Annotated in this window: 7 protein-coding genes; 1 reads left to right on the top strand and 6 read right to left on the bottom strand. The window is 67.7% G+C overall.

Translation table 11 applies throughout. The annotated features are described in order from the left end of the window. Positions 1-39 precede the first annotated feature (39 nt). From JYJ84_RS24225 to JYJ84_RS24200, 6 genes are all read right to left on the bottom strand, one after another. On the bottom strand, positions 40-2106 hold the full coding sequence (locus JYJ84_RS24225) for a MacB family efflux pump subunit (protein WP_175220049.1): 2067 nt from the start codon (positions 2104-2106) through the stop codon (positions 40-42). A 2-nt stretch (positions 2107-2108) separates the two neighbouring features. Next, positions 2109-3302, bottom strand: a complete 1194-nt coding sequence (locus JYJ84_RS24220; RefSeq protein WP_175220051.1) for an efflux RND transporter periplasmic adaptor subunit — start codon at positions 3300-3302, stop codon at positions 2109-2111. A 480-nt stretch (positions 3303-3782) separates the two neighbouring features. Next, positions 3783-4364: an HD domain-containing protein gene (locus tag JYJ84_RS24215; RefSeq protein WP_175220053.1), complete on the bottom strand. Its 582-nt coding sequence runs from the start codon at positions 4362-4364 to the stop codon at positions 3783-3785. A 154-nt stretch (positions 4365-4518) separates the two neighbouring features. Next, positions 4519-4746, bottom strand: coding sequence for a hypothetical protein (locus JYJ84_RS24210; protein WP_175220055.1), 228 nt, complete (start codon positions 4744-4746; stop codon positions 4519-4521). 129 nt (positions 4747-4875) lie between these two features. After that, on the bottom strand, positions 4876-5442 hold the full coding sequence (locus JYJ84_RS24205) for a helix-turn-helix transcriptional regulator (RefSeq protein WP_175220057.1): 567 nt from the start codon (positions 5440-5442) through the stop codon (positions 4876-4878). A 53-nt stretch (positions 5443-5495) separates the two neighbouring features. Further along, positions 5496-6137 (bottom strand): hypothetical protein, encoded by a 642-nt coding sequence (locus tag JYJ84_RS24200; RefSeq protein WP_175220059.1) that lies wholly within the window; start codon positions 6135-6137, stop codon positions 5496-5498. A 345-nt stretch (positions 6138-6482) separates the two neighbouring features. Here JYJ84_RS24200 and JYJ84_RS24195 point away from each other — a divergent pair. Next, positions 6483-7064, top strand: a 582-nt coding sequence (locus JYJ84_RS24195) for an HdeD family acid-resistance protein (protein ID WP_374102126.1), incomplete at its 3' end; no start/stop codon positions are given.

Here is a 7064-nt window from a genome sequence, read left to right as displayed (position 1 = left end):
CGGTGAAGCGGTGAGGAATGCGTCATGGCGGGCCTTGCGTCAGTCGCGCGCGAGCGCATCGATCGGATCGAGCCGCGACGCATTGCGCGCGGGCATGAAGCCGAATATCACACCGGTGAGCGTCGAGCAGACGAACGCGGTCACGATCGCGCCGGCCGAGAACACCATCTTCCACTGCGCGACGAACATCGAGAACAGCGCGCCGAGCCCGAACGACAGCGCGATGCCGATCGTGCCGCCGAGCAGGCAGACGAGCACGGCCTCGACGAGAAACTGCTGCAGGATGTCGGACTGGCGCGCGCCGACCGCCATCCGGATGCCGATCTCGCGCGTGCGCTCGGTGACCGACACCAGCATGATGTTCATCACGCCGATCCCGCCGACGACGAGCGAGATCACGGCGATCAGCGACAGCAGCAAGGTGAGCGACTGGCCGGTCTTCTCGACGGTCTTCACCACGCTGTCCATGTTGTACGTAAAGAAGTCCTTGCGACCGTGGCGCTGTGTCATCAGCTTTTCGAGGCTCTTTTCGGCGGCGGCGCTCGGTTGCCCGTCGCGCACCCGCACGGTGATGCTGTCGAGATGGCGCTGCCCGAACAGGCGCCCGCTCGCGGTCGTGTACGGCACCCACACGTTCAGGCTCTTCACGCTGCCGAACGCGCTCTTCTTGTCGGCCGTCACGCCGATCACGACGCACGGCACGTTGTCGACCAGGATCACTTCGCCGATCGGGTTGCGCGTTGCACCGAACAGCTTGCGGCGCGTGTTCTGGTCGATCACGGCCACCTGCACCTGGCGGCGCACCGCGTCCTCGTCGAACGCGACGCCCAGCGCGAAGCGCATTCCGCGCGCCTGGAAGAAGCGATCGCCGACGCCGCTCACGAGCGCGTTCACGTCGACGTTGCGGTAGCGCAGCAGCAGCGTGCGCGACGTTTCCGGCGTCGCGCTGTCGACGTACGGCTGCTCGGCGAGCGCGGCGACATCGGCGGGCACGAGCGTCTGGATCGCGTCGGCGCGGCTGTCGCCCCAGTCGGTGCCCGGATAGATGTTGATCGTGTTGGTGCCGATGCTGCCGATCTCGTCGAGCATGTAGCGCTTCGCGCCTTCGCCGATCGCAACGATCGACACGACCGACGTGATGCCGATGATGATGCCGAGCATCGTCAGCAGCGTGCGCAGCCGGTGCGACACGAGTGCGATCCATGCCATCCGGCAGGCCTCGGCGAAGCGGCCGGAGCCGGCCGCGAAGCGGTGCGTGCGGGTGCCGGTGTCGGCATGCGCATCGGTGTCGACGGCGGCGGGCGGCGGTAGCGTGTCGTGGCGATCGCGGGCGTGCGACGTGCGGGCGGCGGCTTCGCTCGTTTCCGCGGAGTCGACACCCGCTTCCTCGAGCGCTTCCTCGAGCGCTTCCGCGTAGTGGCGATTCGGGCGGTCCGCGACGATCTCGCCGTCGCTGATCTCGATGATGCGCCGCGCATGGCGCGCAACGGCCTTGTCGTGCGTGACGATGACGATCGTATGGCCGAGCGCGTTCAGCTCGTGCAGGATGCGGATCACGTCCTGGCCGCTTTTCGTGTCGAGCGCGCCGGTCGGTTCGTCGGCGAGGATCACCTGGCCGCCGTTCATCAGTGCGCGCGCGATGCTCACGCGCTGCTGCTGGCCGCCGGACAGTTGCCCGGGGCGATGGTGCGCGCGATCCGCGAGCCCGAGGCGCGCGAGCAGTTCGCGTGCGCGTGCATGCCGCTCCGCGCGCGGGGTGCCCGCATAGATCGCGGGCATTTCGAGGTTCGCGACCGCGTCGACGTGCGGCAGCAGGTGATAGCGCTGGAACACGAAGCCGAAGTGTTCGCGGCGCAGTTGCGCGAGCTCGTCGCTGTCGAGCATGTGCGTGTCGCGGCCGCCGACCGTGTAGGTGCCTTCGCTCGGGTGGTCGAGGCAGCCGAGGATGTTCATCAGCGTCGACTTCCCGGAGCCCGACGCACCGACGATCGCGACGATCTCGCCCGCGTGGATCGACAGGTTGACGTTGTTCAGGACGACGACGTCCTTGTCGCCGGCCGGAAAGCGTCGTGTGACGGCAGCGAGTTTCAGCAGGGGCTGGCTCATCGTCACACCACGTCCGCCAGCGGCGCGTGGTCGTCACCGGCCGCTTCGCCGATCACGACGCGTTCGCGGTCCTTCAGGCCGGCCAGCACTTCGACGCGCACGTTGTTGTTGATGCCGATGCGGATATTGCGGGTTTCCGTGCTGCCGTCGGCGCGCAGCACGCGCACCGCGTAGGTGCCGTCCTTGCGTTTTTCGCCGAGCGCGGCGGCCGGAATGCTCAGCGCGTTGCGTGCGTTGCCGAGCACGATGCTGACTTGCGCGGTCATCGAGATGCGCAGCCGATGCTCGGGATTCGGCACTTCGAACAGCGCGTTGTAGAACACGGCGGAGTTCGGCTTCGAGCCGCCGCCCGCACCACCGCCGAGCGAGCTCTGCGCTTCGGCGTAGTTCTGCGGTGCCGGCTCGATCGCGCGCAGCTTGCCGTAGTGGCGCTTGTCCGGTTCGCCGAGGATCGTGAAATACGCGGTCTGGCCGCCACTCACGCGGATCACGTCGGCTTCCGACACTTGCGCCTTCACGGTCATCGTGTCGAGATCGGCGAGCTTCAGGATCACCGGTGCCTGTTGCTGCGCGATCACGGTCTGGCCTTCCTGCGTGACGACCGCGACGACCTCGCCATCGATCGGCGCGACGATGCGCGTGTAGCCGAGATTGGCCTGCGCGGTCTCGATCTGGATGCGGGCCGAGCGGATCTGCGCGGCGAGCGACGCGAGTGTCGCGCGCTGCACGTCGAGCGTCGCGCGGGCGGCCTCGAACGATTCGCGCGAGGTCGCATCGTCGGGCAGCATCGCCTGCTGGCGCTTGAACGCGAGTTCCGCCTGCGTCAGTTGCGCGGCGGTCGATTGCTGCTGCGCGCGCAGGCTTTCTTCGCTGGCGCGGGCCTGGCGCAGCGCGTTTTCCGAGATCACGGGATCGATCTCGGCGAGCCACTGGCCCTTCGTGACCTTGTCGCCGAGCTTGACCTTCAGCGACTTCAGTTGCCCCGACACCTGCGCGCCGACGTCGACCTGCCGGAACGCCTGCAGCGCACCGGTGGCGAGCACCGCGTTCTCGAGATCGCCGCGCGAGACGGGCGCGGACAGATATTGCGGATGCTTGTCGGGCGCGCACGCCTTCAGCGTGACGCCGGCGGCGATCGCGACGATGGCAATGGAAGCCAGCACGATGCGCCGGCGGCGAGGGGTCTTCTGAGTCATGAGCGTGCGGCGACGATGAAGCGATGCCGGCGATGCGTGCGGCCGGGCGGGACGATCCGGTCGGCGTCGCATGCCGGGCAGGGTGCCCGCGACGGCATCCGCGCACGCATCGCGCGGCCGTGCCGGGTCGAATCAGCCGCTCATGGTAAGGGAGGAAATCACGCCAAATCGTGTGGAAATTGTGCTGAATTGTACGAACGCCGCCCTGGAGCCGGGGGCGGGCGGCGTCATTGTTGCAATCTGTCAGAGCGGCGGGCGAAGGCCGGTGTGCGTGTTGCGGCCTGCGTTAACGTGCGTTAACGCTGCGCGGCGACGCGTGCCATCATCGGCCGTTCGCGCTCGTCGTCGAGCGCGGGCAGCGCATCGACTTGTTCCTGCGTCGGCTCCCGTTCGTCGAGGTGGGTGAACGTGAAGCCGCTGCCGATCGGCAGGTTCGCGAGCGTGTCGAGCGTGCGGTGCCGCGCCCCCGATCGCGCGCGCTTACGCGCGCTGCCCGCCCGAGTCGATCCGGCGTTGCGTGTCGGCGTCGACGATGTCGCGGATCGCGCTGAACAGTGGCGCGGCGTCGGTATAGCGGCGGCCGTAGCCGAGATTGAACGCGTAGTCGAAATCGGGCGGATTGCTGCCCTGGTTGTGCTGCAGGATCGTCTCCAGCTTGTCGAGCGCCTTCGCGGCGCGCGCTTCCGGCGTATCCGCTGCCTCGTATTCGTCCCACAGCGCGACGATCTCGTCGCGCGACGCGGGATCGAGCGCCGCGGTCAGCGTCAGCAGGTCGTCGCGCTCGTGCGCGCTTTTGTCGGGATGCGCGGCCTGTTCGATCGCGGGAATGTCGCCGTGCAGCGCCTCGCCGAGATCGTGGACGATGCACAGCTTCAGCAGTTTCAGCGTGTCGATGCCGGGCAGCGCGTCGGCGAACACGAGCGCCATCAGGCACAGCCGCCAGCTGTGCTCGGCCGTGCTTTCCGTGCGCCCGGCCGACGTGTGGCCGCTGCGCAGCACGTCCTTCAGGCGTTCGGCCTCGCGCAGGAAAGCGAGCCGTGCGTGGATCGTATCGGGGGTCATGGTCGGCGTCCTTGCGATGAGCCATCAAGCGTAATGCGGCGGTGCGCGGTTCGTCCACGCATGAAATATGCGTGGTGGGGGCGAGCATGGGGCGATGCCGTGAAGCGGTCGCGGGCCGGGTCGGGCTCGCCGACGGGAATACTTTGCCGTGCGCTTACTTCGGCCCAAGTCCGAACGTCAGCGCAATTCCGGACCAGCAGAGCAGGACGACGAAGCCGATCTGAACAATCAGGACCAGCGCGAATGCATAGGGGCGACTGCGGCGCGCCACCCGTGTACCGCCGGCGTTGGCGACGCCCGAGCGTAGCGCGTGCAGTATCGCGGCACCGATGTAGAAAGCGAGCGCGCCGAACACGAGGTCCAGCACGATGAGCCTCAACATCCGGCGCTCCCTGCGGCGGGACTGCCATTCACGATGAAGTCCTCCGCGTGGCGGGCGCCAGGCGTCGAAGCGCGCTGCGCCGTCACCGAATCGGATGGCGGTTGTATGCCACGCGTTGCGATCCAGCGATTACGCATCCTCGAGCGTCTCCACGAGCCGCGCGGCTGAGCCGTCCGACAGCGTCATCCGCGTCCACCGGCACCTGCTGCCGCGGATCGGCACGACCTGCGACGCATTCGCGCCGGTGTCGAATTCGACGCTCGGCGGCCCCGCGCGGTCATGCCAGCCGAGCGTGTCGAGCGCGGCTTCCATGCGGACGATCTCCGGGCTCGCGTAGCGCCACAGCGACGTGCCGAGCAGCATCGACAGCGGCTGCGAGAATTCGGCCGCGCGTGCCGAAGAAGAAGCGAGCAGGCGGTGCGTGAGGTCGCACACGAGATGCATGCGGCCCGCGCTGCCCGAGACGAGCCGCGCGAGCGCGTAGTCGCCCGCGGAATCGAGGCGCGCGGCGAGCAGCCGCTCGGCCGTCGCGCGCTCATCGGGCGACATCTGCAGGCGGCCGGCTTCCCAGCGGGAGATCGTCGATTGCGCGACACCGAACAGGTCGGCCGCATGGCTTTGCTTGACGCGGTGCAGCGCGCGCCAGCGCTTGAGTTGCGGGCCGAGCGAGGACGGATGAAGCGATGGGTCACGCATGTCGATGCTCCTCGTTCGGGTGTCGGCCGGGTGCCATGACGGACGGGGCTGGCCTAGAACCCGCCGATTGGCCGGTCCTTGAGCGAAAAATATGCGACCGGCAGCAGCAGGACCCCGCCCAGCACGAGCACGCCGTCGGCTGCCACGGTGACCGGCGTGGCCAGGATCCGGAGCCCCTTCGCGAAGGCGGACGGCGCTTCGTCGATGCCGACCGTATAGCGCTCGTTGAACGGTTGCGCGGTGCCGTCCGGTTTCAGCGTGAAGCCTTCGGTGGAATAGCGCTTGCCGGCGACGTTGCCGTCGAGTTCGAGCCGGTCGCGCCAGTTCCTGAAGCCGTCGGCGGCTGCCGCCTGACGCTCGTCGTCCGGCGCATCCTTCGACAGCACGGTGTCGTACTGGCCGGTCACGTCGCTGCCGTCGGCGCGGAAGCTGCTGAACGACGTATGCAGCGATGTGCGATAGCTGGCCGCCAGCACCGGGCGCAGCTTGTCCGGCAGATCGAAGATGTAGTGATAGCGTTCGCCCAGCACCACCAGCTTCTTGCCGTCTTTCGTGATCATGAAAGCGGAAACGTGCTCGGTGTAGGGCTCGTCGCGGTTTTCGTAGAGCGCCCGGGTGAAACAGCCCGACAGCGCGAGGCTGCTCGCGGCCATGCCGACGGCCAGCAGGCGCCGGCGCGTGATCGATGTGCTCATTTCTTGTGGTCCCGTCTGATGCGGTTCGGTTCAGTGGCTTTCGCCCTCGGAAGCCGGATTCTCGCGTATCCGCCGCGTGTTGTCGAACGGGAAAGCTGCCTCGGCAGCGGCCGGTCGACCCCGTCGGTGCCGTGCCGACAACGTTTTCGTGACGCTTTCAACCGTCACCGCCATATCTTATTATTTGGCCGGTGCGGAGGCGTACCGGCTGCCATCGGTCATGTCGAGGCATGACGCGCCGGTACGAATTACCGCATTTTGACCGGGTCGTCGCACGACGCGCGGTTGAAACGGCAGGAAACGCGTGGCCAGCGCGTTTCCCCAAAAAAATGACGAGAGGGCGCGATGGTACGACTGGTCTTGCTGCTGCTGGGTATCGAATATCTGCGCACCCGCTGGCGCGGGCTGACCGTGTTCGGCTGGGTGTGGATCGTCGCGGGCGGCGTGATCTTCGTCGATGCGCTCGACGGTGCGCTGCACTTTCCGATCCAGATCTTTGCGTGGCTGTTCCTGATCGAAGGGCTCGCGACACTCGCGGTGGCCGGCAGCGGCGTCGGCGGGCAGCGCATCCTGCGCTACGTCAAGGGGATCGCCGTCGTGGTCGCCGCCGGGCTCGTGTTCGCGGGCCATCACCACGGCCATTTCCTGCTGTCGATGATCTTCGGCACGCTGTTCCTCGTCGACGGGCTGCTGCAGTGCACCGCCGCGTGGATGGTGCGCTATCGCCGCTGGAACGTCGCCTTCGCATGGGGCGTCGTCGAGATCCTGCTGGCGATCTTCTTCTACCAGCCGTACCCGACCCACTACGTGGGCACCGTGCCGTACTGCCTCGGCCTGCTGCTGATGTTCGGCGGGATGCACATGCTGAGCCTCGCCGCACGCGCGCGGCGCGGGTCAGCATGTGCATCCCGCCGGACATCCGCAGCC

The sequence above is a fragment of the Burkholderia sp. LMG 13014 genome, assembly GCF_905232215.1.
Lineage (GTDB): Bacteria > Pseudomonadota > Gammaproteobacteria > Burkholderiales > Burkholderiaceae > Burkholderia.
Note: the sequence above shows the minus strand (reverse complement) of the source record. Positions and strands in the feature narration are given on the sequence as shown.